16 protein-coding genes are annotated in these 22,929 nt (G+C 54.9%); 15 read left to right on the top strand and 1 reads right to left on the bottom strand.

Annotation, left to right across the window (positions count from 1 at the left end; all coding sequences use genetic code 11):
• Positions 1 to 98 precede the first annotated feature (98 nt).
• The 7 genes from MKY58_RS20555 (at position 99) to MKY58_RS20525 (ending at position 11,679) form a co-directional block, all read left to right on the top strand.
• Positions 99 to 1,046: a copper amine oxidase N-terminal domain-containing protein gene (locus MKY58_RS20555; RefSeq protein WP_339321881.1), complete on the top strand. Its 948-nt coding sequence runs from the start codon at positions 99 to 101 to the stop codon at positions 1,044 to 1,046.
• A 572-nt stretch (positions 1,047 to 1,618) separates the two neighbouring features.
• The gene (locus tag MKY58_RS20550) at positions 1,619 to 4,357 is read left to right on the top strand and encodes a DUF5704 domain-containing protein (protein WP_339321880.1); all 2,739 of its coding nucleotides are present in this window, start codon (positions 1,619 to 1,621) and stop codon (positions 4,355 to 4,357) included.
• 165 nt (positions 4,358 to 4,522) lie between these two features.
• Positions 4,523 to 5,065 carry a YcxB family protein gene (locus MKY58_RS20545; RefSeq protein WP_339321879.1) on the top strand — a complete coding sequence of 181 codons (543 nt, stop codon included), beginning with the start codon at positions 4,523 to 4,525 and terminating at the stop codon, positions 5,063 to 5,065.
• Positions 5,066 to 5,441: 376 nt separating this feature from the next.
• A complete protein-coding gene (locus MKY58_RS20540) occupies positions 5,442 to 7,736 on the top strand; it encodes an AraC family transcriptional regulator (RefSeq protein WP_339321878.1) in 2,295 nt (764 codons plus the stop codon).
• 400 nt (positions 7,737 to 8,136) lie between these two features.
• On the top strand, positions 8,137 to 9,750 hold the full coding sequence (locus tag MKY58_RS20535) for an ABC transporter substrate-binding protein (protein WP_339321877.1): 1,614 nt from the start codon (positions 8,137 to 8,139) through the stop codon (positions 9,748 to 9,750).
• 87 nt (positions 9,751 to 9,837) lie between these two features.
• On the top strand, positions 9,838 to 10,749 hold the full coding sequence (locus MKY58_RS20530; RefSeq protein WP_036711825.1) for an ABC transporter permease subunit: 912 nt from the start codon (positions 9,838 to 9,840) through the stop codon (positions 10,747 to 10,749).
• A 36-nt stretch (positions 10,750 to 10,785) separates the two neighbouring features.
• Positions 10,786 to 11,679: a carbohydrate ABC transporter permease gene (locus MKY58_RS20525; protein ID WP_339325214.1), complete on the top strand. Its 894-nt coding sequence runs from the start codon at positions 10,786 to 10,788 to the stop codon at positions 11,677 to 11,679.
• Between the two features lie 58 nt (positions 11,680 to 11,737).
• Here the strand turns inward: MKY58_RS20525 and MKY58_RS20520 are convergent, their stop codons facing one another.
• Entirely contained in the window at positions 11,738 to 12,961 is a 1,224-nt protein-coding gene (locus MKY58_RS20520; protein ID WP_339321876.1) for an MFS transporter, read from the bottom strand.
• Positions 12,962 to 13,145: 184 nt separating this feature from the next.
• Here MKY58_RS20520 and MKY58_RS20515 point away from each other — a divergent pair, with 184 nt between their 5' ends.
• From MKY58_RS20515 to MKY58_RS20480, 8 genes are all read left to right on the top strand, one after another.
• Positions 13,146 to 14,330, top strand: a complete 1,185-nt coding sequence (locus MKY58_RS20515) for an ROK family transcriptional regulator (protein WP_339321875.1) — start codon at positions 13,146 to 13,148, stop codon at positions 14,328 to 14,330.
• A gap of 32 nt (positions 14,331 to 14,362) precedes the next feature.
• Complete coding sequence (locus MKY58_RS20510) at positions 14,363 to 15,361, top strand: asparaginase (RefSeq protein WP_339321874.1); 999 nt, start codon at positions 14,363 to 14,365, stop codon at positions 15,359 to 15,361.
• Between the two features lie 39 nt (positions 15,362 to 15,400).
• On the top strand, positions 15,401 to 16,828 hold the full coding sequence (gene pepV, locus MKY58_RS20505; RefSeq protein WP_339321873.1) for a dipeptidase PepV: 1,428 nt from the start codon (positions 15,401 to 15,403) through the stop codon (positions 16,826 to 16,828).
• 45 nt (positions 16,829 to 16,873) lie between these two features.
• Positions 16,874 to 18,337 (top strand): leucyl aminopeptidase family protein, encoded by a 1,464-nt coding sequence (locus tag MKY58_RS20500; protein WP_339321872.1) that lies wholly within the window; start codon positions 16,874 to 16,876, stop codon positions 18,335 to 18,337.
• Positions 18,334 to 19,026: a copper homeostasis protein CutC gene (locus MKY58_RS20495; protein WP_339321871.1), complete on the top strand. Its 693-nt coding sequence runs from the start codon at positions 18,334 to 18,336 to the stop codon at positions 19,024 to 19,026. The genes MKY58_RS20500 and MKY58_RS20495 overlap by 4 nt, the downstream gene beginning before the upstream one ends.
• A 303-nt stretch (positions 19,027 to 19,329) precedes the next feature.
• Complete coding sequence (locus tag MKY58_RS20490) at positions 19,330 to 20,982, top strand: extracellular solute-binding protein (protein ID WP_339321870.1); 1,653 nt, start codon at positions 19,330 to 19,332, stop codon at positions 20,980 to 20,982.
• Positions 20,983 to 21,089: 107 nt separating this feature from the next.
• Positions 21,090 to 21,944 carry an ABC transporter permease subunit gene (locus tag MKY58_RS20485; protein WP_339325213.1) on the top strand — a complete coding sequence of 285 codons (855 nt, stop codon included), beginning with the start codon at positions 21,090 to 21,092 and terminating at the stop codon, positions 21,942 to 21,944.
• A gap of 20 nt (positions 21,945 to 21,964) precedes the next feature.
• On the top strand, positions 21,965 to 22,855 hold the full coding sequence (locus MKY58_RS20480; RefSeq protein WP_339321869.1) for a carbohydrate ABC transporter permease: 891 nt from the start codon (positions 21,965 to 21,967) through the stop codon (positions 22,853 to 22,855).
• Positions 22,856 to 22,929: the final 74 nt, after the last annotated feature.

The following is a 22,929-nucleotide window of genomic DNA, read 5'->3' as shown; positions in this document are numbered from 1 at the left end:
TGGGCAAGCAGTCCCGTAGGATAAGACAAGATCAAAGTAGATTGATAACGGAGACGGTTGTTGGACAAGAAAAATGTGATTGATAGGGAGTGTAATGGATGAAAAAAATCGCGCCATTATGTTTGGCAGGAGCTTTGTTGTTATCCGGCGGTTTGTTTGCGAACGGTTCCGCGACTGCCGCAGCTTCATCGACGGGCAATATTGAAGTGTTGTTAAACGCCAAAAAGATTCAGTTTCCGGACGCGAAACCTTATCAGGATGCGCAGGGGAGCGTCATGGTCCCGATCCGCTTCGTGTCCGAAGCTTTGGGAGCCGAGGTAGGCTGGGAAAAGGTAAACGGCCAAATGACCGTGTCGGTGAATAACGAAAAACATAACGTCCAGATGACGGTCGGGCAAAAGGTGGCCAAAGTGGACGGACAGGATAAATCCTACGGCACCAAAATCGAGCTGAAGCAAAACCGGACGTTCGTTCCGCTGCGCCTGGTGAGCGAGGGACTGGGGCAGCCGGTGGAGTGGGACAAGATCGGAAGATGGGTGTGGATTGGGGAGAAGAAGGCCCCGACGCTGGAGGAGTTAGGGTTGAAGCCGGTGAGTATAGAGCCGTATAGGAAGTGGTTTACCAAGAAGCAGTACCTGCTGAAGAATTTAGAGGATCAACCTTATAAAAGTACATTAATTTTTAAAATTACAGATCTTCCGACATCGTTAGTACGGGATATTTACAGCATTGAACCTTACACTGATCCTAAAACAAAGGTACCGTATCTCAAAGTAAGAGCAAAAACTACATCTGGAGCTGGTAATTTATTTTATTTAACCAATAAAAACGACATTCGTTATCGAAATCCGATTGACTCTTTAACAATCAATAACGGTGATGGTACTAAATACAGCTTTTATAAAATATGGTCTAGCGCCGACGAAGACCTTGACGGTATCGTTGATGATAAACGACTTACGATAAAGGACATCGAATATATTGGGTTTCGCTTTGGCTCTCCAGATTATATTCCTATGATGATTAGCCCATGGAAAGGAAAGTAATGGCCGTGGGACGAATACTGAAGCGAATTACTGCCATATCTTTAATTGGGCTGCTGCTCTTTTTGCAGATGCCCCTTTCTCCATTTCAAGTACAGGAAGCGTACGCGGCGACCGAAATTACTCCGCTCGGATACCATAAAGAAAGCAATTATCGATATTTCGTCGGCATGATGTATTACGAAATGTGGAGGAGCACGGATGGATCTTGGACGGATGGAGGACGACAGCCGAACAAAGGAATGCGAGGCGAGGCGACCTTCACCTACAAATTTCAGTTTCCTAACCGGAAGATAAAGAATGTTGAAGCACGGATTTATAAATATCCTGCCGATCCGGAAGTTTATTTTCAAGAATCTAGATCGGATTCATACTCGGATTATGGAGACGCAGTAAGCATCGGTACAACAGATGCAGACATAAGACCATTCAGCAAACAGGGAATTGGAACGGATACGACGACCATCCCGATCACAGTAAATATGCTTCTTGATGCTGCCAATCCAAGAGATGTAAAAAACGAGCAATGCCCCACATGTGCTCCTGAAGTCAGAGCATACCGGATTTTTGTCCCCATGCTCTTCAAAATCGAACTCGCCTCCCAACTCAACGTCAAATACTTCACGACCGACGCGAAGCCGCTAAACGTTTTTACGCCGCGGATCGATGAAGAGATGGTCGTAGGGAAGGATTATTCCTTCACGCCGCCAACGCATCCGGATTACGAATACGTTGGATTTAAAAAATCAACGACGGACGCTTCGCCAAGCGGCAATATCACGCCGGGGAATCCGTATTCCTTTACTTACGACGGCACCTTTGAAAAGTACACGCTGTTTATGTATTACAAAAAGAAGGACGGCACCGACAACGGCTGCCCTCCCGGCCAATCCTGCGAACCTGAACCTAAGCCACCGGCGGAACCTACATGCACCAAGCCTGCTCCTGCCCAGACGGTGAATGGCAAAACGATGGACCCGAACGTGTCCGCGGTCATTAAAGCCGACAGCAGGGGGAGCGAGAAGTTCGACGTGCTGCAGGGGATTCCGACCTCCGAGAGCTTGTACGGGAACGTGAAAGCGAAGGAGTATTTATACCAACATGCCTTCACTCAGATGAAAGGCGTCTGCACGTTTGAGGTCAAGGTGAAAAAGACGTACATCCTGGAATGGGACCCGGGCAAAACAGTGCCGAACCCCGACGGCAAAGGCAGCCATGAAGAACCCGACCCGCAGCGCGAAACCGAAGACAGGGAGTACACCTACACGATTCAGCGCCCGTATTCTTTTTGGAAAATCGACAATCTCGAAGTTTATGATATCGATCGGGCCACGCTGACCAACTACGCCTGGGATACGGTGACGATTCAGCCGGCCGGCTATCATCCGCCGGAATATGCGGCCACCCAGGACGGGAACTACTTCCCGCCGGACCCGCCCGGGACGCTGACCGCTCCCTCGGAAACCAAGTCAGGAGGCAAAACGAAACCTAGCGTGCCGAACGAGCAAGGCGCTTTTCAGGGCATGGCGGAGCAGGCGGTGAAGAAGGTAGAGGTCCAGAACGATTCTTTGGTGTTCAAAGGCCAGACGATCATCAGCGGCGCGCGCACCCAGGAAAACGGCCCGACGCCAAGCCGGATTCCGGAGCCGACGATGATTAACGACAACGTTTTGTACAGTCCGGGACATGTGATCAGCAAAACGAAAACGAACAAAAACAGCCAGCCCAGCACTGGCGAAATCTTTTACAACCTGATGGACGGCAGCATCAACGGGGGTTCGAACCGATCCTTCCCGATCCCGGGCATCAACCCGGTGACGGTGCATACGCCGGTCGTCATTTACGCCTCCACGACGGATGATCGGGCGCATAACCAAAAAACGAATCCGGCCGCCGGCCGCAACGCGACCATATTGGACCGGCCGTTTACGATTTACATGCCGACCGGCGGACAGCACCGCAACATTCCAGGATACGGCAACCGGGACTACGCCAAATACATCCGGGACAAGCAGGTCAAGTTTCCGTTTGATGTGTATACCGCCGATAAAAGCCGGTTTATTCCGAAAAACACCTGGGTTTCGATTCCGGTCATGCAAACGGCGGAGACGTTTTTTTTGCCGGTGTGGGTGGACGAAGGCTTTTACGACATCCAGTTCCGCACCATCGCGGAAAACGCTCCTCCGGACTATACCTCCGAATCGCACGCCAACCTGAATTTGGCCCATCATGCGGCCACGGACGTCATCCCGGTGGACGTGATCGGCAGGCTGTATGATTTCCATGTGACCGATATCGCCGATTATAACTGGGAAAAGGTATTCCGCACCCAATCCGGCAGCGCGAATCCAACCGGGGTGTCCTACTGGGTCGGCCAAAACCTGATCGACGGGGAGCCCCGCGGCAATAAAGCGGTGTATACGCTGCCGATAAGGCCGGGAAGCCATCCGCTGCAAGGTTACAAAAACGTATCGGTCAAAACCGGCTACCATTTCAAATTCGATTTCAAAACCAAAGGCAACATGTTCGGGCCGCTTGACGGCATCCGGATCACGCCCAGCTTTTATTTCGTCCGGAAGGACGGCAAAGCCGTCAACGCCAAAGGCGACACCCGCATTCCGGTAGACCTTTATTACAACACCAGCAAAAACAACTTCGTCAAAATCGGCTCGGCGCAGGACCAGGTCAAGCGTTACGTCATCCTGAACGACCGGCTGCGCAACGTACCGGCCACGGAGCTCCGCGATACCGCCGACTACAAATACGGGCATTACGGACAAGCCGGCAGCATGGGCAAAAACGAATATATCCAAAACTATATCCAGTCCTTTACGAAGCAAAAAACGCCTGTCGGCAGCTACAGCCTGCTCATTTTGCCGGAACAGCTCCGGACGTTTCTCAGGCTGCAAGGAAACATCCCGGCGTCCGTCGATCCGGAACGCGCCCATGTTTCCGTGCAAAAATGGTACGGGGAATACTCCCTGCCGGCCGAACCCTTCGTGGTGGAAGCGGGATTGAACGTGGCCGAATACGGGCGCACGCACGGCGGGCTGGACAGCAAGTCTCCTATTTTTCTCAAAAACGGGTATATCATCGTGAACTTCAACATTGAATCGATCCAGCAGGGGAATTTGAAAAATCCCCATCTGCAATACATTCATGCCCCGCTGATGAACCAGTGGCAGCTTGAAGGTTTTAACCGGAGCATCCAGGATGCTTACGGCCATCGCTTTGCGCTGAAAGACGGCGATATTCTCTTTTACCATGCGGACAAATCGAGCCGGGACGACTTCAGCTCCCAGGTTCCGCATTAAACAGGCAAGGAAACGGAGGCAAATCCGAAGGTTTTATGGAAACTCTACGGGTTTGCCCCGGCCTCCCGGCCTAAACTTTGGGCTTCCGCGTGACCGGCCCTAACCTCGCAACGTTTGCGTTGTTTTAGGAGTAAGGGGAAGTTTGATCCAAAGGAGGAGGACCGCTTGAATCATGAAATCATCGTTGAAGCCGCGCTGGAGTTGAAGGACGTGCAGGAGGTGAACCTCTTTTTTACGAGGACGTCCAGGTTGATGCTGGCTGTCGTGTTTTTTCTGATGGTCATCGGGATTGTCCTCTTGGTCGACGAGAGCCGGACCGGCATGGAGTTTATGATCGCGTTCCTGCTGGATGTTTTGCTCAGCGTCATTTTATGGTTCGCGTACGGGTGGAGCATTCGCCGGAAATCCGTAAAAGCGTTTTTCAGCGACCGGTTGATGCGGCAGCGCCATACGTTCATGTTTTCGGAGTCGGGCTTTCGATACGCATCCGAATCGGAATCGGCCAAGGTCCGCTGGAGCGATATTTATGAGGTGCGCGAATCCCGGAATTTGTTTTTGATTCTGCTGTCGTCGAGCCGGACGTTCATCGTGCCGAAGGATGGTTTTGCGACGGAACAGGATCGGGCGCAGTTCAGGGGAATCGTGGAATCGAACGTCAAAACCAGCCGGTTTCACTGGCGGAGGGAAGCGACAAGTAGCAAAAGTTAAAGCGCTTAAATTCACGCCGTCTCATGCGGTCGTTTTTTGCTTAAGAAAATGATGGTATGCGGCCTCCCGAAAGAAGGGATACGGTTTTTAGCCGGCGGTTTGCCTGTTCCATTGGGGGGCTCATAAGTACGTCATGTACGGAAAAAGAGGTGCTGAAAAAGAAGCGGGTTCCCAAGCCCATAAAATTAAATGTGCAATGCCGCCTTTCGCCAAAGCAAGAGCGTGCCCGGCAGGAAATGACTGTAAATACAACTGAATTTTCAACATAAGTTGTACGTACCATTTTTTCGCGCGAGTTGGTATAATATCCATTAACGATGAGAAAATGACCATCCTTGCCGCTTCACACGCCCGGTAAAAGAAAGGTGGTTGTCCATTGAGAAAAAAACGGAATCGTCTGTTGACTCAATTTCTTGCCTCTTATCTTCTCGTTCTTTTATTCCCTGTCTCCATCATCCTCGTTTATTATTATCCGCATTCAACCGAAGTCGTGAAGCAGCAGGATACGGATTGGAATACCCATATTACGGAACAATTGATGACTTCGATGGATACCTTGATGCGATATGTTTACCGCTTGCCTTCCGAACTCGTGCAAAACCGCGAAATCAAAATGTACGACAACAGCGACTACGGCCGGGTCCTGATTGCGAATGAAATGCGCAAATATAACGCCACGGACGGTCTGATCGACAATACCTTGCTGTACATCGAAAGCAGCGGTTATTTGTTCGCCAAAACAGGAAGCGCTTACAAGGAAGAGGATTTCGATAAGCCGGGCATCGGATATTATTACGAAACCTGGCCGCGCCGGGAAATGTTCGAGACGCTGCAGCATTTGAAAGCGCCGATGGTCCGTCCGGTCGAGGACGTCATCATCCCGGGCAGCAACCGCGTCCGCATGTTGACTTTTGCTTTCCCTTTGCCGGTCGGCGGATACGATCCGCCGGGCGCGGTGCTGATCATGGTCCGCGAAGACACGGTGATACGCATGATTCAATCCCTTTCCGAGAAATATACGGGCCGATTTTTTATCTTTGACGAGCAGGGCCGCCAGCTGCTGGCTTCGGAGAAAACGGATGACGCCGCAACGGAGGGGGTTCGCCGCCTCATGCCGGAACTGAAGGAGGGTTCGGAAGGAGGCGGCATTTACCGGGTGAACGGCAAATCTTACATCGTGTCGCACACGTTGTCGGGAACCAACGGCTGGCATTATGTAAGCATGCTGCCGGTTACCGAGACGCTGCACGGCATTCGGACGATTCAGCGCAACACGGTGCTTTTGATCGGGCTCATGCTGCTCCTCGAATGGCTGGTGATTTATATTTCGATCCGCAAAAATTACCATCCGATCAAAAGGCTCGTCGATTTGGCGGTACATATTTTCGAGCCTGCCGACCGCAAGCCGCTCGGCGAAATCGAAACGATCCGCTATGCGCTTGGCGAGCTTGCATCGGCGAATCATACGCTGGATGCGAAAGTGAAGCAGACGATCCCGATCATCCGGGAAAATCTGCTGTTCGAGCTCGTCAGCGGCCGGGCGCCCGATTGGGAGACGTTTTGCCTCGAAGCGGAGGCTTACGGCATCGCCTTTCCGCATCCGGCCATGGCTGTTGCGGTTTTGTCCATTGAAGCAGGCGGTACGGCGGAAGGATCGGATGCCGGCGGGCAGGCGTTCGCAGGGGCGGCGAACCTGCTCCGGCAGATCGAAAAGCGGCCGGAGAAGGGACTTCAATGTTATTTTTTTAAAAGCATTTACAATCAGGAAATGGTCTTTATCGGTTCCTTTGCGCCTGATTTTGCGATCAAAGCATTTCTTGATGACGTGCGGAAAGAGCTGGAGGCCGAAACCGGGGGCCGCGTGTTTATCGGGGCCGGCATACCGGGCAAGCTCGAATCGGTCGAAGCGGTTCACGTATCGTATTTGCAGGCGGTGCGCGCATCCGAGCAATTGCGCTTCCGCCGCGAACGCCAGGTGCTTTTTTTCGGCGAGATGGAAGCCCCGAAGGCAGGAACGGTATCTTACTTCGCCGAACTGCTGCAATCGTTGGAGCTGTCGATATTAAAAAACGACGCCGCTTCGGTTCAATCCATCGTGGAGCGGTTGGTGGCCGGCATGGGCAGCGAAGGGGCGCCGCCGCATGTCGTGCGGAGCGTCTATTTGAACACGGTCAGCGTCATCCTGAACGGCTTGCACCGGTTCAGCCATGATGATGCCAACCTGCTCCGGCTGACGGATGCGGCATTTCGGCACCGTTATACGTTCGAACAAATGGCGGGCATCGTCAGGGAGAGCTGCGGCAAGCTGTGCGACATGATCCAAAGCACGCTGCCGTCCTCCCGCAAAGTTTCGCGGGACGAAATCGTCTGTTTTATCGAGCGAAAGGGGATGGAGCCTGATTTCTCGCTGCAGCTGATCGCCGACTATTTTCAGATGTCGCCCTCGAATTTCAGCCATTATTTCAAAAAGACTTTCGGTCAGAACTTCAAGGAATATATCGACTTGCAGCGCATTCAGCAATCGGTGCGGCTGCTGCGCGAGACGGATCAGACGCTGGATGAAATATCGCGCAAGACGGGATTCTCCAATACGTCGAGTTTTATACGTTCGTTCAAAAAAATCGTGGGTACGACGCCGGGACAATACCGGGAAACGCATAAGGCGGTGTGAAGGGGCATCCATACGGCGCGGCTACAGGAAACATTGAAGGTCGATTCGGGGCAATAAGCCAGCCCCTGAACTCGGCCTTTTTGCGTCTTTTCCGGGATGAAGAGCAAGCGGGCGCGGCGCCTTCAAGCGCGGTTCGTCCTTCCCATGCCGGTGCCGTTTTTTGAACATATTCAAAAATTGAATCTGCCGGAAAATGCCGCTCCCGCAAGGTTTGACGGCTGCCGGTTTTCAAGCTTTTCAATAAATGCGCATGGTTTGAAAACTGTTCGTTTACGGCCGTTCGCGCCGGCGATTAAAGTGGTGGCAAGGGACGGACGCGTCCTTCGCGGACATCCCATCCGGATGAGATGAACATCTTCGAATTATTCTTTTATGAGGGGGCAAAATGATGCGATTTGGCATGCGAAAAAAAGTAATCGGTTTCACGTCGGTTCTCTTGGCAACGTCCGTCGTCATGACGGCCTGCAGCGGTTCGGGGGGAGGCGGCAATGCCGAGGATGGTGCATCGACCGATCCTGCGGGCAGCGGCAAGAAGGTAAAGTTGACGGCGATCATGACGAAACATGCTTTAACGAAGCCGCTGGCGGAGATGGAGTGGCTGCAGAAGGTCGAGGAAAAAGCCGGCGTCGATATCGAATGGCAGGAAATAACAGCGGATTGGGGGCAAAAGAAAGGAACGATGCTCGCAAGCGGGGACGTGCCCGATTTGTTTGTCGGACCAAACGTCATCACGGACGCCGATTTCGCCCAGTTCCAGGGATTGTTCCAGGACTTGTCCGGCATGCTGGATCAGGCGCCCAACGTTCAAAAAATGTTCGAAGAGAAACCGGACACGAAGCGGATTGCAACGCAACCGGACGGCAAAATTTACGGTTTGCCGAAATACCAGCGGTTCTGGCCAAGCTCCGCGTCCCGCCTCTACATTAATCAAAAATGGCTCGACAATCTCGGTCTGAAGGTTCCGACCACTTGGGATGAGCTGTACGACGTGCTTGTCGCATTCAAGGAGAAGGACGCCAACGGCAACGGCGACCCGAACGACGAAATTCCGATGGATTGGCCGGGAGGCATCGGCGGATATTTCAACGCGGCATATTTGCTCGGCGGTACCGGCATGACCCTGACCGACGGCAGCCCGCAAGGTTACTTCGTCGAAGACGGCAAGGTCAAAAACTTCCTGACCGACGATCGTTACAAAGAGCTTGTCATGTTTCTGAACAAGCTTTACAAAGCCGGCCTCATCAATCCGGAAGTGTTCACGCATGATTACACGAAATATCAATCGGTCGCCCGCGGAGACGGGGATACCGCGAAGGTCGGCTTTACGCTCGGGTGGGTGGCGTCGGACCGGTTCGGCGAAAAGCTTGCGCCGCAGTATACGTCGATAACGCCGCCGAAAGCTGCGCCGGACAGCGAGATTTCGTGGAGCTATGATTACAATTCGTTGAACTACGGCGTCAATCATATCGTCATGTCGGCCACATCGAAAAACAAAGAAGCGGCCATGCGGTTCATCAACGAATTGTATGCGCCGGAGGTCGGCATGCAGGTGCTCTTCGGGTCGATCGGTCCGAACATCAAGGATAACGGGGACGGCTCTTACGCCGTGCTGCCGCCGGCCGATCCGAACATGGACCCCGGCACGTGGAAATGGACGTCGACCATGGCGGACAACGGCGCTTTTTATATTCCGGACTCGCTCAAGCTGACGCTGGGCAAGGACATGCAGGAGGTTATCGGACAGTCCAAGCCGATTGAAGCGATCCAAATCGACGTCGACAACGATGTGCTGCCAAGTACGTTCATGAAATATTCGACGGCGGACAACAACACGATGGCGTTAAACAATACGAACGTCATGAATCTTGCCAACACCAGCTTTGCGAAATGGGTCACGAAAGGCGGCGTCGAAGCCGAGTGGGACACCTACGTCAAGGAAAGCGAAAAAGCCGGACTGAAGCAAAACCTTGAAATCATGCAGAAGTATTACGACGAATACAAGCAAAACCAATAAAAGTCTGAGCGGTGAGAACCTTCGTGCATCCGCACTCCTTATGTGCGGCGGCACGGAGGTCCCCGCAAGAAGAAAGGGGATGCTCCGATGCGCAACCGGGGAGGACTGCAGACGCTCAAACGCGATTACCAGCTGTGGATCATGATTTTGCCCGCCATCGCCGTCATTTTTATTTTCAACTATATTCCGATGTACGGCATTCAGCTCGCGTTTCGCGATTACGATTTTTCGAAAGGGCTTACCGGCGGCGAATGGCGGGGGCTGCACTACTTCAAGCAGTTTATCGACAGCTATTTGTTCGTGGATTTGATGCGGAATACGTTTTTGATCAGCCTGGCGACGATCGTGATCGGGTTTCCCGCCCCGATTATCCTGGCGCTCACTTTGAACCAAATCCGGCGCAAGCGGATGAAAAACGTGATGCAGACGGTCGTTTACCTGCCTCATTTTATTTCGATCATCGTTCTGGTCGGCATGATGAACGTGCTGCTGTCGCCGGAAACCGGCGTCGTCGGCCATATGATGAAGGCGATGGGGCTTGGACATATCAACCTGATCGCCTCGACGAATACGTTTATCCCTGTGTACGTGTTGTCCGATATCTGGCAGCATTGCGGCTGGAACAGCATCATCTATTTGGCGGCTTTGTCCACCGTCGATCCGCAGCTGTACGACTCGGCCAAAATGGACGGCGCCAGCCGGTGGCAGATGATCCGCTACGTGGATTTGCCGGCGCTGGTCCCGACGATCGTCATCTTGTTCATTCTCAGCATGGGCAGCATTTTGGGCACCGGGTTCGAGAAGACATTTTTGATGCAAAATTCGCTCAACCTGCCCGTTTCCGAAGTGATTTCCACCTACGTGTACAAAATCGGGATCATTTCCAACCAGTTCAGCTACGCTTCGGCCATCGGCCTGTTTAATACCGTCATTAATTTTATCTTTTTGTTCGGCGTCAACGCCATTTCGAAAAAAGTGTCCAATACGAGCTTGTACTAATGACACGGATTCGCCTAAAAGGGAGGAATATCCATGATGGCGCTTAAAAACATGGACGGCAAGGAGCTTCTTTTCAGGATGGCCCTCTTCGTGGTATGCACGCTTATTTTTCTGGTCATCGCTTATCCGCTTTATTTCATCGTGATTGCGTCGTTCAGCGATTCCACGCTGGTGGCGACCGGCAAAGTGCTGCTGTTTCCGAAAGGGTTGAGCTTGTTCGGATACAAGGAAATTTTTCAGGACAGCCGCATCTGGACCGGATACCGAAATACCGTTTTTTACACGCTGTTCGGCACGCTCGTCAATATGGTGTTTACGATGCCGGCCGCTTACGTCTTGTCGCGGAGGGAATTCAAGGCAAGGCGGGTGATCATGTTTCTGTTCGTCGTGACGATGTTTTTTAACGGCGGGCTGATCCCGACCTATCTGCTCATGAAGGATCTGCATATCACGAATACGGTTTGGGTGTTCATTGTGCCGTTTTGCGTCAACGTTTTTTATTTGATCATCGCCAGGACGTTTTTTGAAAGCTCGCTGCCGCCGGAGCTGTACGAAGCCGCGATGATGGACGGCTGCTCGCATTTCAAATATTTCGTGAAGGTGGCGCTGCCGCTTTCGAAAGCGATGATTTCCGTCATTGCGCTGTATTATTTGGTCGGGCATTGGAACGATTTTTTTACCGCGCTCGTCTACATCCGGGACAACAACCTGCAGCCGCTGCAAATCGTCCTGAGGGACATTTTGCTGTCCAACCAGGCGTTCCAAAACGGGGCGGGCACGGGCGGGGCTGCCGGCGGTTATGCGCAGCGTTACGCGGACCAGATCAAATACGGCGTCATAATCGTGTCGTCGCTGCCGATCCTCGTGTTATACCCGTTCCTGCAAAAATATTTCGAAAAAGGCGTCATGATCGGTTCGGTCAAAGGGTAAGGCGAAAAAAAAAGTTGCCCGTTTTCCGTTTGTGTTCACGGAGGGGCAACTTTTTTCGTTACATGTGTTTGCCGGAGGTATGCACCGATAGCGGCATGTGCTGCTTGCGTTCCGACAGGTAAACGGCCAGGGCGATCACAAACGCGAACCCGACCATGACCGCGCCGACCCAAGGTAAGGCAGTCAATCCCATATGATTGATGACCAATCCGCCGCAAAAAGCGCCAAACGCGTTGCCCAGATTGCCTGCCGAGTGGTTGGAGGTGGAGGCTAACGCCGGGGCCTCCTGCGCCAGGTTCATGATTTTGACCTGAATGCCCGGCATAACCGCAAACGCGGCGGCTCCCCACAGGAAAATGGTGATGACGGCGCCGACCGGACTGTGGACCGTAAACGTGAAGATGGTCAGCAGCACGCACAGGCTGAAGAAAATTCCGAATACCGCCGGCATCAGCTTCCAGTCCGCCAGCTTCCCGCCGACGATGTTCCCGACGGTCACGCCGATGCCGAACAGGACGAGAATCCAGGTCACGCTGCGCTCATGATACCCGGTAACCTGCTCCAGCAATGGGGCGATGTACGTGAACACCGCAAACAGGCTGGAGTTGCCGACCGCGCAGGCCAGCAGCATGACGAGCAGCTTCGGCTGGGCGAGGGCTTTGAACTGCTTGGTCAGGCTGGCTGCCTGATCCTGGCGGATGCGCGGGATAAAAGCGACGATGCCGATCAGCGCGATCACGCCCATCAGCGCAATGGCGGCAAACGAAGCCCGCCATCCCAAATGCTGGCCGATAAAGGTACCGACAGGTACGCCGATAATGTTCGCGATGGTGAGTCCCGCCATCATGATCGAGACGGCGCCGGCCCGTTTATGCGGTTTAACGAGATTGGCCGCAATGACGGCGCCGACCCCGAAAAACGTGCCGTGGCAAAGCGCGCTGATCATCCGTGCTCCCATAAGCACATCATAATTCGGGGCGATGACCGCGATGCCGTTGCCAAGGATAAATACCAGCATCAGCAGGCACAGCAGCAGCTTTTGCGGCAGCCGGTGGGTAAGGATCGTCATAATCGGCGCTCCGATGGCGACGCCGAGGGCATAGCTGGTGATCAGCTGCCCGGCGGTGGAGATGCTGACGTTCAAATCTTCGGCAACGTTCGGCAGGATGCCCATGATGACGAACTCGGTCATGCCGATCGCGAAGGCGCCTACCGTCAGGGACAGGATCGAAACCGGAAACGGCTCTTTCGGTTTTTCGGGTTTCGTTTTGGATGGATTCATGCTGTATAAACAACCTTTCTGTAGGATTCTATCCATGAAAATACTAACTGTAATTATTCTATTTTTCATGAAAATTTTCAAGAACTAGTTTGTGTAAAAAGGATTGACAGCTCTAGGCAAACCTTTTAAAGTTCAATTAATAACACCACTGGAGAAATTAATTAAGGTAAGGAGCAGTCCGTCCATGCAAAAGCATGACCAGGATTTTATCAAAAGAAAAAACAGGACGACCGTATTCGAAATCATCAAAAACCATTCGCCCTTGTCGCGGGCTGAGATCGCCCGATTGACGGGCATGAGCCCGACAACGGTCAGCCGGATCGTCGCCGAACTGGATCACCTCGATTTCATGCACGAAATCGAGCAGGAGACGACGAGCGTCGGCCGCAAAGCGATTTTGCTGAAGGTCAACCCGAAGTCGGTGTTATCGGTCGGCGTGGAAATCGACAAAACGGTCATCCGGATGGGCGCCGTCGATTTGGACGGGAGCGTGATCGGGGGCAAAAGCATCGCCAGAAACGCAGAGGAGAGCTCCGAAGCGACGCTGGGCAGCATCGCGGCAGGGATCAACGCCTTGATCGACGATGAGCGCCTGGACCGCCGGAGAATCGTCGGCATCGGCGTAGGGCTGCCGGGGATCATCGATCATGCCGGAGGAAAGGCTGTGCTGTCGGCCCAGCTGGGCTGGAAGCAGGCCGACATCGCCGGGCTGCTGAAGGCGCGTACCGGACTTGCGGTGGCGGTGGACAACGAACTGAAGGTCAAGTCGCTCGCGGAGCATATGTACGGGGCGGCCAAAGGGTCGAAACGTTCAGTGTTGATCGGTTTCGGCAGCGGCGTCGGTTCCTCGCTGATCATCGACGGCGACATTTACCGGGGCGAGTCCAACAGCGCGGGAGAGGTCGGCCATACCGTCGTCGACCCGGGCGGCCTGCGATGCGATTGCGGCAAAAAAGGATGTTTGCAGACTTATATCGCCGAAGCCGCGCTCATCGAACAGGCGTCCCGAGTCAAGCCGGTCGCATCCTTGGATGAGCTGTTTCAGGCAAGGCGGGACGGAGAGAGGTGGGCCGCGGACATTGTGGACCGGGCGATGGCTTTTATCGCGGTCACGATCGGCAACGTCGCCTGCATGTACAATCCGGATACGGTCATCCTCACCGGCAAGCTTGTCGAGCGTTATCCGGAAGTCAGGGCGTTCATCGCCGAAAAATGCATGAGCGAATACGTATGGGAGCCGCTGCGCGGCACGTTCCGCATCGCCTATTCTGCTTTCGAACAGGATGGCGTCATCATCGGATCGGGCCTGCTTGCGCAAGGCCGTTTCCTGGACATCGCCAGCCAAATCGAGCAGATGGAGCAAAACTAGGAACAATCCAATCCAAAAACGGAGGAACCAACATGTACTTCAAACCATTAGTGGAAGAATACCGCGCAGGCGTGCTCGAAAACGTTCATTTGGGCGTCTTGTGCGGCGTCAATGACAAAGGGGAGGTCGTTCACGAGATCGGCAGCGCCGAGCATGTCACCTACTTGCGCTCCGCGGCGAAGCCGTTCCAGGCCATTCCCGTCATGAAACGGAACATCGCGGAAAAATACGGCCTGACCGCCGCCGAGGCGGCGATGTTCGCCGCGTCCCACCGGGGCGAAGCTTATCATATCGAAGCTTTGGAGTCGATCATGCGCAAAATCGGATTGGCCGAGGAACAACTGCTGACCTGCCCTACGTATCCGCTGAACGACGAGCCGAAGTTCGCCTGCATGCGCGAGGGAAAGGCGCCGAGAAGGATCTACCACAATTGCTCCGGCAAACATTTCGGCATCATTGCCGCGGCGCGGGAGTCGGGATACGACACCGAAACGTACTGGCAGCCGTCCCATCCGATTCAGCAGGAAATTTTGCAGGCCCTCGCGGATATGGCGGAATACCCGGCCGATCGGATCGAGGTCGGCGTCGACGGCTGCGGGTTCCCGGTTTTTGCGCTGCCGCTGAAGCATATCGCCAAAGCGTATCTTAAGCTGGCCTGCCCGGACCTGATCCCGGATGCAGCCACCCGCGAGGCCGTTAAACGGATGACGGCGTATATGCATGATGCGCCGGACAGCATCGCCAGCCACAATTTCATCTGTTCCGAGCTGCTGCGCGATCCGAATATCGTCGCCAAAGGCGGAGCCAAGGGCGTCTACTGTTTTTCGCTGATCCGGGAACGCATGGCCTTTGCGCTGAAAGTCATCGATGGTTCGGAAACACCTTGGCCGATCATCGTCGCATCCATTTTGGAGCAAATCGGCTACGGCAATCGGGAGACGATCGACAGATTGTATGCGGTGGTGCCGAAGGAAATCAAAAACGACAATCACGTCCTCGTCGGCGAGCGGAAAGCTTCTTTTGTATTCTAAAGTCGATCGTCACGGGTCGGTAAGAAGGGGTTGAAAATAATGGATTGGTATCAGGAAGCGTCCGGCCGGAAAGCGGCGATCCTGCACGATTTACAAGGGCTGCTGGCGATTCCGAGCGTCTACGACGCCGAAACGGCGGCTCCCGGGCAGCCGATGGGCAGGGGAATCGGGGAGGCGCTCCGGTTTATGCTGGACCTGTGCGCTGCCGAGGGCTTCCGCGTGCGGAACTTGGACGGATATGTCGGTTACGCCGAATATGGCCCGGAGGATGCCGAGCATTACATCGCGGTGTTGAGCCATCTCGACGTCGTGCCCGTGTCCGGCGAATGGACGAAGCCTCCTTTCGAGCCCGACGTTCGCGACGGCAAAATTTTTGCCCGCGGGGCGATCGACGATAAAGGGCCGGCGATGGCTTCTTTTTATGCATTAAAAATCGTCAAGGATCTCGGCTTGCCGCTCAGGCACCGAATCCGCCTCATTTTCGGCACGGATGAGGAAAAAACGCACCGATGCATGGAGAAATATAAGGAGCTGGAGCCGATGCCCGCATTCGGTTTTACGCCGGACGCCGATTTTCCGATCGTCAGCGCCGAAAAAGGGCAGATCAATACCCGAATCCTGTTCCCGCAGGAGCCGGAAACGCCGGATGCGAAGGGGGAGTACGAACTGCTTTCGTTCCGGTCCGGCATCGTCGCCAATATGGTTCCGGAAGCGGCCGAGGCGATCGTTGCGGGTGAAGAGGGAGCCCTCCAAGCCCTGGAGCAGGCGTATCGAGCATATTGCAACGATAACGGATGCAAAGGCGGAGTCGAAACCGGGGAGCAGGCCATCAAGCTGCATATGGCGGGAAAAGCCGCGCATGGGATGGAGCCCGAATTGGGGATGAATGCGGGGCTAGCGCTGATTCATTTCCTGAAAAACTATTCATGGGGCAAAAGCGCAGGACATTACCTGCATACCGTCGATACGCTTTTGTACGACGATGTGCACGGGCGTGCCCTGGGCATTGCGATGGAGGATGAACTCAGCGGGAAACTGACCGTCAACAGCGGCATTTTGCAGTTTGACCCGAGGGGAGAAACGTTTTTTTATATGAATTTGCGTTTTCCGGTTTGCGGCAGCTATGAGGAGATTTTGAAGCGCATATCGGTGAAGCTGGAGGAGCACCGCCTGGCCATGGAGCCCCCAAGCTTGAAAAAGCCGCACCATGTGCCGGGGGACCATCCGATGATCCAGGCCATGCAGGCGGTTTACGAGGCCGAAACCGGCGAGCGGGCGAACCTGCTGTCGACGGGCGGCGGCACCTATGCGGCCCATTTCCCGATGGGCGTCGCGTTTGGTCCGCTGTTTCCGGGGATGGAATCCACGGCCCATCAGCCGAACGAATACATGGATATCGAGCTGCTGCTGCGATGCACGGCGATATACGCGCGCGCCTTAAACGAACTTGGAAACTTGGAGATTTAAACAGGCTGCTAGGCACAAATCTTTTTGCAAAGGGATGCATGGATAATGGAGATCAATACGGGGACACATGCCCAAGCGGAAGTCATGATAGAACTTGTATTCAGCGATGGCGAATACGCCCCTTCGCTTCCGCTTTCGGCCAAAATGAAGGAGCGCGGCGGGCAGACCTGGTTTTACGGACGCCATGCCGGAGAGCAGGATATCTTAGTCATTGGCCTCGGGGCCCGGGAGCGTTTCAGGATGGAAATATTGCGGGAGGCGGCGGGTAACGCGGGCCGGGCGATGCAGGACATCGGCAGGACGACGGCGGAGCTGAACCCGGACGGTTTCATGGACCTGTTCGGTTCCGAAGCGTGGCCGGCGGAAGCGATCACGGCCTGGACGGAAGGCTGGCAGCTCGGAACGTATGCGTTCAACAAATACAAAGGAAGTGCCAAACCGAAGCCGATCCAACGGGTTCGGATAAGCCCGGAAAGCAGACCGGAGGACGGACCGGCAGCGGAGCTTGGACGCATGCGCGCCGAGTCGACTGCGCTTGCCCGCGATTTGTGCAACGAAGCAGCAAGCGATTTGAACCCTTCCGCTTTCGTGGCCCGGATCCGGCAGGTTTTTGCCGGCCGGAACGTCAAGCTTACCGTCTATCAAGGGGAGGAGCTGAAGCAGCGTCAGATGAACGGACTGCTGGCGGTAGGCGCAGGCAGCAAGCATCCGCCCGCGATGGTGGAAATCAGCTACGAAGGGGATCCGCATGCGGAACATCTGGCCCTCGTCGGCAAAGGCATCACGTTCGACATGGGCGGCATGAACCTGAAGGATGCCCGCGATTTAAGCGACGCCCGCTTTGACATGGGCGGCGCGGCGGCGGTGATCGGCGCGATGGATCTGCTGACGCGCCTTGAGGTAAAGGCCCGCATCACGGCCATCATTCCGATTGCCGACAACGTGCCGGACGGAGGCGCGTTCCTGCCGTCCGACGTCATCCGATACCCGAATGGCCTGTCCGTGCAGGTCGTCAATACGGATGCCGAAGGCAGGCTGATTCTGGCCGACGGGATTCTCCATGCCCTCCGCTGCGGCGCCCGGCATATCATCGACGTGGCGACGCTGACGGGAGCGGTCGGCCACGCGCTGGGCCTGAAAGTTGCCGGCGTATGGGGGGACGATGAATACACCGGTCAGCTGATGCGTATCGGCGACCGCAACGGGGATCGGATCTGGCGGCTGCCGCTGGTGGACGAAGACGAAGAGCTTCTCGGCAGCCCTTATGCCGATATGGCCAATCTGGCGTCAAGTCCGTACGGCGGCGCGAATATGGCGGCGCTGTTCCTGCGCCGTTTCGTGGACGGGAAAGCGCGTTGGTGCCATATCGACATGGCGAACACCGTTCAAGTTCCCAGCTCGCGCGGATACAAAGTGACGGGAGCGACGGGCTACGGCGTAAGGCTGCTCGCCGATTTCGTGTGCGAGCGGGCCGCGGCGGGAACGGGCGAAGGAGGGACTTCCCGATGAAGCTTGAGGTCATTGCCACGACTTTGACGGATGCGCTCATAGCGGAACAAGGCGGGGCTGATCGGATCGAACTCGTTACCGGCATTTTGGAAGGCGGGTTAACCCCAGGACCGGGGTTGATCCGGGAAGTCGTGCGCCGGGTGAGCATCCCGGTCCATGTCATGGTCCGCCCCCACAGCCAGTCGTTCGTGTACGACGAACATGATCTTCAAACGATGAAGGAAGACATTGCTTTCATCAAGGCGAGCGGCGCGGCCGGCATCGTGCTCGGCACCCTGACCGGGGACGGAAAGGTGGACACGGCAGCGCTGGAATATCTCCTTCAGGACACGGAAGGCTTAAACGTGACGTTTCATCGCGCCTTTGACGAGATCGAGGATCAGCTGACCGCGTTTCAGGTGATTGCCGGTTATCCGCAAATCAATCGCATTTTGACGTCCGGCGGCCCGCTGCCGGCGCCGAAGTCCGCGCCGCAAATCAAGCGGCTCGTCGAGGCGTCCCGCGGAACGGGAACCGCGATTCTCGCCGGATACGGGCTTTCCGTGCCGGTGCTGCAGGAGTTCATCGAGGCAACGGGCGTTCCGGAGGTCCATTTCGGATCGGCCCTGCGCAGGGACGGAGATAACCTGAGGCCCGTGGAGCCGTCCCGCGTACAAGCGGCGAAGGATATCCTGCGCGGGTTCGAATAGGGGCAAAAGAGGGGAAGGCCGGCCAGACCCGGCCGCACCGCAGCGAGTATGGCGAATAATAAGGAATTCCACGAAAGGATGCAGCAAGACCGCATGGCGGCTTGCGCATCCTTTTTTTTGCCGCCCGCCATCTTAGATCCCCTCAACCCGGGGTCACTTTTTATCCTAATGAAGTGCACATTCGTATGATGTAAGCGCTATTTTAAAGATCAACCGGCACCCATTTAAAGAGGGAAACTGACTCTGCCGGCCCATCCGCCTTGTATCATTAGAATCAATCCTACAGGAAAGCGAGGAAAGCTAATGAATAAAAAGGGGAAGTCGGCGCTGGTGCTGCTGGCCGCCGTGATGCTGTTGCTGTCGGCCTGCACGTCCGGCAAGAAGGAAACGGCAGAGGAAAGCAGGGACCCCGGCAAACCGCCCGAAGCGAAAACGGAAACGGCAATCGATCCGTTCCGGCTGCCGGAGCTCGTCGAGGTGAGCACGATCAAAGCGGTGTCGCCGAACGAAAGAATCCCGCAGGGGGACACGATCGAAGACAATATGTACACCCGCCATTTCACCGAAAAAACGAACGTGAAGTTCAAGTATATGTGGTACGCCTCGGGCGACGATTACACGCAAAAACTGAAGCTGGCGGTGGCCAGCAACGATCTGCCCGATGCGATGGTCGTGGACGAACGGACGTTTCTGGAATTGGCGGACGCCGATCAGCTTGAGGATTTGACCGACGTATTCGAAACTTATGCGTCCGATCAGGTCAAGCAAATCTATGAGCTGAACGACGGCTTGTCCCTCGACAAAGCGACGATCGACGGCAAGCTGCTGGCCATTCCGAACATCGTGCCGAAGGGAGATTCCTTCCAGGAGATATGGGTGCGGAAAGACTGGCTCGACAAGCTGGGCCTGCAGCCTCCGAAGACGGTGGACGACGTGGAAAAGATCGCCGAGGCGTTTATTACCCGCGATCCGGACGGCAACGGCAAAAACGACACGATCGGGCTGCCCGGCAACAACGGGGTCGTCACGACCGATTACGGCTGGAACTATGATTTCAAGGCGCTGTTTAATGCTTTTGGCGCTTATCCAAGCATTTGGCTGAAGGACGGCTCGGGCAACCTCGTATACGGCTCCACCACGCCGGAAGCCAAGCAGGCGCTCGGCAAGCTGGCGGAATGGTACAAAAAAGGGCTGATCGACAAGGACTTCGCGCTCCGCAAAAATCCCGACGAGCTGGTGGTCGGCGGGAAAAGCGGCATCTTTTTCGGGCCGTGGTACATGCCGTTCGGCACCTTGACAAACGCCATGATGTCCGATCCGAAGGCCGATTGGAGAGCCTACGCGATCGAAGACGGCCATGGGCAGTACAATGCGACCGTCGTGCCTCCGAGCAGCAGCTTCCTCGTGGTGAAAAAAGGCTTTAAGCACCCGGAAGCGGTCATGACGTATTTCAACTACAATACCCGATTCCTGCAAACGCCGACGCCCGACGATAAAAAGCTGGACCAAACCTATGTCAGCCTGCGTCCGATCGATTTGAACATCGGCGATCCCGACGCGGTGTTGAAAAAACATGAAATGATCAAAGGCGCGATCGAGGGCAAGCTGACGCCGGACCAGCTGTCTCCGGAGATGCAGGGCCATCTGGAGCGCTGGAACAAATATAAAGCCGACCCGAAAGCGAACATCGGTGAATGGGGGCCTCCGTATGCGTATTTGGTCGGCGGGCAGCCGATGGCGGACGTAAAGTTCAATGAGGTGTATTCGCTGTACACGGCCACGACGAAAACGATGGAGAAACGCTGGAGCAACCTGCAGAAGCTGGAAAACGAAACCTATTTCAAAATCGTCCTCGGCGAGCTGCCGCTGGATGCATTTGATCAATTCGTGGCCGATTGGAAAGCGCAGGGCGGGGAGCAAATCATGAAGGAAGTCCAAGAGGCCGTTCAGAAATGACGGGAAAAGCGGAGCAAACCCGCCTGCCGGTCCGGCCGCAAACGGAGCTTTCCGCATTCAAGCCGGGCAAGAAGCGCAGAAAACCGTTCCAAACGCATTACCACTTGATGCTGCTGCCCGGCGTCATCCTGCTCGTCGTCTTCTCCATCGTTCCGATGTTCGGCCTGCTGATGGCGTTTCAGGATTACAAAATCAGCAAGGGTATTTTCGGATCCCCTTGGGTCGGGCTCGAAAACTTCACCTATTTTTTCGAACTGAGCGACAGCAAAGTCATTATCCGCAACACGCTGTTTCTCGCCATATCCAAAATCGTGGCCAACCTGATCGTGCCGCTCGTATTTGCCGTTTTGCTGAACGAAGTCCGGCAGCGGGCGTTCAAACGGACGGTGCAAACGATCGTTTACCTGCCGCATTTTTTGTCCTGGGTCATTTTGGCGGGGATTTTCTCGGAGCTGCTCCTGACCGACGGGATCGTCAACCGGATGCTGGAGGTTTTCGGAATCGGCCCGATCCAATTTTTGGGGGACAACCGCGTGTTCCCGTACATTCTGATCGGCAGCGACGTGTGGAAGGAATTCGGGTTCAACACGATCATTTATTTGGCCGCGCTGGCAGGCATCGATCCCCATCTGTACGAGGCTGCTTCCATCGACGGAGCCGATTGGCGGAAGCAAACCCGCCTGATCACGCTGCCGCTGCTTCGGGCGACGATCATTTTGCTGGCGACGCTGGCCATCGGCAATATTTTGAACGCCGGCTTCGACCAGATTTTCAACATGTATTCCCCGATCGTCTATGAATCCTCCGACGTGATCGACACCTACGTGTACCGGGCGGGCATTCTGGACGGCCAATACGGGTTCGCGACGGCCATCGGGCTGATGAAATCGGTCATCGCGTTCGTCCTGATCATTTTTTCCTACTCGCTCGCGTACAAGTATGCGAATTACCGGATTTTCTAACCGGGAAGGAGGTGAAGCTCGTGGTACGCAGCCAAACGGTATCGGCCAAAATTTGGTACGCCCTGTTAATCGTCGGCATGGTGCTGATCGCTTTGACGTCCATTGCGCCCATCGTTCATACGGTGGCGGTGTCCTTCAGCCATAAGGCTTACGCCGCAGCAGGAGCCGTATCGTTTTGGCCGAAAGGCTTCAATCTGTACGCGTATAAGCAGATCGTGGCCGATTCGAAATTTCTCCATTCCTTTATGGTGTCGGTCGAACGGGTGCTGCTGGGCGGGGCGATAAACTTTTTGATGACGGTGCTCATGGCTTATCCGCTGTCCCGGACCAGCGAGCAGTTTGCCGGCCGCAATATCTACATGTGGTTCCTGATTTTTACGATGCTGTTCAGCGGAGGCGTCATCCCGCTTTACATTTTGGTGAAGAGCCTCGGGCTCTTCGATTCGATTTGGGCTTTGGTACTGCCGTCCGCAGTGCCGGTATTCAACGTGATTTTGCTCATGAATTTTTTCCGCGGCATTCCGAAGGAGCTGAACGAAGCCGGAAGCATGGACGGGGCGGGTCCGTGGTACATGCTGTTTCGGGTGTACATTCCTTTGTCGCTGCCTTCGATTGCGACCGTTACCTTGTTCAGCATCGTCGGACATTGGAATTCGTTTTTCGACGGCATGATCTTTATGCGAAGCGTGGAGCATTATCCGCTTCAGACTTACATCCAGCAGCTGGTCGTTCAAATGAGCATCAGCACGATGGCCTCGGACCCGAACAAATACGAGCTGATGAGGCAGCTGTCGGACCAGACGCTGAACGCGGCGAAAATCGTCGTGGCCGTCGTTCCGGTGCTCGTCGTGTACCCGTTTTTGCAAAAATATTTCATCCAGGGCATTTTGCTCGGGTCGGTGAAGGAGTAGGGGGAAGCAGCTTTGGCCTTCTTTGCCGAATATTATGGTGGCGTCATGTCTTACAGGCGAGAAATGATTTGCAA

Source organism: Paenibacillus sp. FSL W8-0194, from assembly GCF_037969745.1.
GTDB lineage: Bacteria > Bacillota > Bacilli > Paenibacillales > Paenibacillaceae > Paenibacillus_AQ > Paenibacillus_AQ cookii.
The sequence above is the reverse complement of the archived record's forward strand: the minus strand, read 5'-3'. Positions and strand labels throughout refer to the sequence as shown.

Excerpts from the sequence above, each read along its gene's own strand:
- MKY58_RS20485 (WP_339325213.1), top strand. The coding sequence starts at position 21,090 with ATGCTGCTGCCCGGCGTCATCCTGCTCGTCGTCTTCTCCATCGTTCCG.
- MKY58_RS20550 (WP_339321880.1), top strand. The coding sequence starts at position 1,619 with ATGCTCTTCAAAATCGAACTCGCCTCCCAACTCAACGTCAAATACTTC.
- MKY58_RS20520 (WP_339321876.1), bottom strand. The coding sequence starts at position 12,961 with ATGAATCCATCCAAAACGAAACCCGAAAAACCGAAAGAGCCGTTTCCG.
- MKY58_RS20510 (WP_339321874.1), top strand. The coding sequence starts at position 14,363 with ATGTACTTCAAACCATTAGTGGAAGAATACCGCGCAGGCGTGCTCGAA.
- MKY58_RS20535 (WP_339321877.1), top strand. The coding sequence starts at position 8,137 with ATGCGAAAAAAAGTAATCGGTTTCACGTCGGTTCTCTTGGCAACGTCC.
- MKY58_RS20525 (WP_339325214.1), top strand. The coding sequence starts at position 10,786 with ATGGCGCTTAAAAACATGGACGGCAAGGAGCTTCTTTTCAGGATGGCC.
- MKY58_RS20530 (WP_036711825.1), top strand. The coding sequence starts at position 9,838 with ATGCGCAACCGGGGAGGACTGCAGACGCTCAAACGCGATTACCAGCTG.
- MKY58_RS20500 (WP_339321872.1), top strand. The coding sequence starts at position 16,874 with ATGGAGATCAATACGGGGACACATGCCCAAGCGGAAGTCATGATAGAA.
- MKY58_RS20555 (WP_339321881.1), top strand. The coding sequence starts at position 99 with ATGAAAAAAATCGCGCCATTATGTTTGGCAGGAGCTTTGTTGTTATCC.
- MKY58_RS20495 (WP_339321871.1), top strand. The coding sequence starts at position 18,334 with ATGAAGCTTGAGGTCATTGCCACGACTTTGACGGATGCGCTCATAGCG.
- pepV (WP_339321873.1), top strand. The coding sequence starts at position 15,401 with ATGGATTGGTATCAGGAAGCGTCCGGCCGGAAAGCGGCGATCCTGCAC.
- MKY58_RS20515 (WP_339321875.1), top strand. The coding sequence starts at position 13,146 with ATGCAAAAGCATGACCAGGATTTTATCAAAAGAAAAAACAGGACGACC.
- MKY58_RS20490 (WP_339321870.1), top strand. The coding sequence starts at position 19,330 with ATGAATAAAAAGGGGAAGTCGGCGCTGGTGCTGCTGGCCGCCGTGATG.